The 4,224-nt window shown below is 68.9% G+C and carries 1 protein-coding gene; it reads right to left on the bottom strand.

Annotated features, from left to right (window positions below; genetic code table 11):
- Positions 1 to 243: 243 nt before the first annotated feature.
- Complete coding sequence (locus AC5JJ1_RS13485) at positions 244 to 3,885, bottom strand: PAS domain S-box protein (RefSeq protein WP_495785622.1); 3,642 nt, start codon at positions 3,883 to 3,885, stop codon at positions 244 to 246.
- Positions 3,886 to 4,224 lie beyond the last annotated feature (339 nt).

Raw genomic sequence — 4,224 nt, 5'->3', positions numbered from 1 at the left:
CAGCCTCACCAGCTATCCTTATCTCGAACAAGTCAGGGTTTAAGCGGGTCGGTATAATTTGATCAATCATCTACCAGCAATATTGCGGTCGCGCATAGCACGGAGATCGAGGAAAGCCGAATTACGGAAAACCCACAGCGAGCGTCACCACCGGTACAGGGCAGTGTGCGGAGGACAGAACGAATGATCGCGCCTCCCCTACCTCGAAGCGCGTTGCGCGTGCTGGCTGCGTACACCTGGCACCTAATCCCGCCGACCGCTGTCGCGCACCGGGTGTCGTAGGGGCGGTGTTCCCGTGCCCTCGAGCAGAACGGAGATGCGCTCCGCGAGCTCGGTCGGGGACACCGGCTTGCGAAGGAGCGAAAAGGTACCCGAGACTGCGCCGCCCACCGCGAGCTCGGCCGCGTTCGTAGCGAAGCCCGTCAGGAGAACCGCCGGCAGCCCGGGCCGGCGCCGCCCAACCTCCCGGATGAGTTCGAGGCCGTCCATCCCAGGCATCGAGAGGTCGGTCACAAGGAGGTCCAACGCCTCGCCGGCCTCGAGAAGGGCAAGGGCGGTCGCGCTGCTCTCGGCCGCCAGGACGGAGAATCCGGCCTCCTCCAGCCCCTCGGCCGTGATCGCGCGGACGAGGGCCTCGTCGTCCACGAGGAGGATACGGCTTCGGCGATGGGTCGACGCGTCATGAGACGGGACCTCGTCGCGGGCGGGCGTCAGGCCGTCGGCAATCGGGAGCCAGAGCGAAACGGCCGTCCCGCGCCCGATCCCGCTCTCGATGTGGAAGGCACCGCCACTCTGCTCGGCGAAGCCGCGTGCCATCGCGAGACCGAGGCCCGTGCCCTGCCCCCTCGGCTTCGTCGTGAAGAACGGCTCGGTCACGCGAGCGAGGATCTCGGGCGGCATGCCAGGCCCGTTGTCGGCGACCGTCAGGCGCACGTAGCGACCAGCTTCGATTGATGGCGTTCCAGAGGCCGTCCGCGCCCGCGGGCGCACCTCAACGGTGGCAGCGAGGGTGATGACCCCTCGGCCATTCGTTGCATCGCGGGCGTTGGCGGCAAGATTCACAAGGACGGTCTCGAGCTGGCCCTTGTCGGCGAAGAGCGGGGGCAGGTCGGGGTCGGCATCGACGCGGATGCCGATCCCGGCGCCGAGGGTGTGAGTGAAGATCTCGCGCATCCCGGCGAGGAGGGAGACGGGGTCCACTGCCTCGGCTCGGAGGTCGCCGCGACGGGAGAAGGCGAGCAGCCGGCGCGTGACCGCGGAGCCGCGCTCTGCGGCCTCGCCGACCATGCGGGCGAGGCGGCGGACAGAGACCGGGTCACCGGGCCGCTTCGCGATGAGTGAGGCGCCCCCGCCGACCGCCTGAAGGACGTTGTTGATGTCGTGGGCGATGCCGCCGGCGAGCTGGCCGAGCGCCTCCATCCGCTGGGCGTGGGCGAGCTGGGCCTGGGCGGCTTCGCGAGCCGCGACCTCCTCGCGGACACGCACCTCGAGCGTCTTATTCAGCCGATGGAGCGCTGCGCGGCTCCGCGCCAGCTCCTCCTCGGCCTGCTTGCGGCGGGTGACGTCGATCGCGGTGCCGACCACCCGAACGCAACGCCCGGCCTCGTCGAAGACGCCGCGGCCCTTGGCCGCGACCCAGCGGGTCACGCCGTCCTCCTTCCCAAGAGTGCGGTACTCGACGTCGTAGAGGGCACGTCGGGCCGGGTCAGCTGCCGCGGCGAAGGCGGCAGCGGTCGCATCCCGGTCGTCGGGGTGCAGGCCGGCGTAGAAGTCGGTCATGGAGACGGGCGCGTCGGGGGAGATGCCGAACATCGCCTTCACCCGCGGCGGCCAGACGAGGACGTCGTTGACGAGGTCCACGTCCCAGAAGCCGACCTCGGCCGCCTCTGTCGCGAGGCGGAGCCGATCCTCGCTGTCCCGCAGCGCCGCGTCGCCCGCCTTCCGCTCGGAGACATCAACGATGAATTCGACTGCCGTGCGCTCGTCGAGCATCTTGCTCGCGCAGAGGATCCACATGCGGGAGCCGTCGCGGCAGAAATACTCCTTCTCAAACGGGCCGCTATTCCCGGTCGTCAGCAAGTCTTGGATCGTCTGCTCGTCCCGCCAAGTCCAGTCTGGCGGCGTCAAGTTCTCGTAGCGCACCTCGCCCGCCTCGAGCTCCGCCCGCGTGTAGCCAATCAGTCGCAGGAAGGCGTCGTTGGCGTCGGTGATGCCGCCGACCATGTCGAAGTAGACGACCGCGACCGTCTCGATCTCGAACATCCTGCGGTGGCGTGCCTCGCTCCCACGTAGCTCGGCTTCGGCTCGGACGCGCTCGACATGGGCCCAGGAGCGCGCGGTGACCTCATGCAGGAGGCCTAGCTCCGCTTCTGTCCAGGCCCGGGGTGCCCTGTCGTGAACCGCCATGAGAGCGGCAAGGCGCCCCTCCTTCACCAGGGGCATGCAGATCGTTGCGGCGATACCGATGGAGCGGAACGTCGCCGCCTCCTCGGGCGCGAGTTCGCGGAGGTTGTCGCATACGACGAGCGGTAGGGCAGCCGAGAGGTTCCTCACGGCAAGCCTGCCGAAGTCGGCCAGCTTGTAGCGCCCGACGATGCTCTTCGACCCCGGTGCCGCCCAGTCGCCGCGGATGGTGAAGCCGTCCTCGTCCTCGTCCATGTCGGCGTAGGCGCAGATCGAGACGCCGAGGTGTTCGCCCAGGAGCCGCGTCGTTGTCGAAAGGACCGCGTCGGCACTGGACAGCGGTGCCGTCGAGGCCCCGAGACGGTCGAGGAATTTCAGGCGCGCCTCGCTCTCCCGCAGGCCTGCCTCGGCCCGCGCTCGCGCGACCGCGGCCCAGGTCCGCTCGGCGGCGTCCTCGACGGCGGCGACTTCATCGGCGTGCCAGCGGCGGGGCGAGGAGGCGTGAACGAAAAGAAGAGCAACGAGGCTCCCCGCCTTCACGAGCGGCACGACGACCTGGGCGCGGATGCCGAGCCCGTGATGCACCGCGACGTCGGCCGGTGTGAGGCGCGGGTCGGCCGCGAAGTCAGCGATGACGTCGGTCCACCCGGACTGCATGTCGGCGATCCGGGCGGGTCCGTAGTCGTCGAGCCGGTGCCGCCCCACAAGCGTGGGCAGGCCGATCGGGTTCCACTCCCGCTCGACGGTCGCCCATCCCGCCACGTCCACCTCAGCGTAGCCGACCCGGGCAACGCGAAGGTGCGACCCGAGCGTACCGGCCGCCGCCGCGATGACTTCGCCCGGGTCGGCGAGGTCGCGCAGCCGCTCGTTGAGGGCGACGCTGTATGCGGCTCGGCGTTCGGCGAGCATTCCTGCCGTCGTCTCCACGCCGGCGCAGAACATGCCGGCGACTTCGCCGCTCTCGTCGCGCACCGGCGAGTAGAAGAAGGTGAACCAGGCGTCCTCGGGGTAGCCGTTCCTCTCCATCACGAGGTGCAGGTTCTCGCTGTAGGTCGTCTCGCCGGCGAGCGCCTTCGACACCAGCGGCTCGATGTCGTCCCAGATCTCCGACCAGACCTCACGGAACGGCCGGCCGAGCCCCGAGGGGTGCTTCGCGCCGAGGGTTGGGGCGTAGCCGTCATTGTAGAGGAAGGCGAGTTCGGGGCCCCATGCGACGAACATGAGCTGGCGGTTGCCGAGCATGAGTTGCACCACCGCGCGCAGCGACCCCGGCCAAGTCTCGGGCGGGCCGAGCGGCGACGTCCTCCAATCGTGGGCGCGCATGAGGGCGCCCATGTCGCCGCCGCCGGCGAGGAACGCAGGGCTATTTTTGCCGGACATCCCCACGTCGTTCATTATGACTTCCCTGCCACCAGCCGAGACTACAGGAGCGGTCCTCCTCCTGACAACGCATCGGGTGTTTTCGGGAGCCGGCACGGCCATTCATGCACATCCGGCCCTCCTAGAGTGAGGCGGTGCCGATCCCCTGGCTAAACTTGGTGGCACCGCGGCAGTTGAGGCGAGGGTCTCCGGCAGGCTCGCTCACTCGGGCGCCCCTCGCGCAGGATAACGTCCTCAATCACTGATAGGGGTGCCACGGGGAGACGACGCCGCCTGCGGCCTAACCTCATCCAGCTCCACGGCTGCGACGAGGGCGATGGGACGGCTTCACTCGCCGCAGCGTGAAGCGCGACTTCACCTTCCGCACGTTCGGAATGGGTAGAGGCACCGTGATGGTGTGGACGCCCCCCGACGGCATCGATGTGCCAAGGTGGAGGTGTT

Source organism: Belnapia sp. (assembly GCF_059504005.1).
This window is presented reverse-complemented; position numbering and strand designations above follow the sequence as displayed.

Coding starts and splice junctions, on each gene's coding strand:
- AC5JJ1_RS13485 (WP_495785622.1), bottom strand. CDS start 3,885: ATGGCCGTGCCGGCTCCCGAAAACACCCGATGCGTTGTCAGGAGGAGG.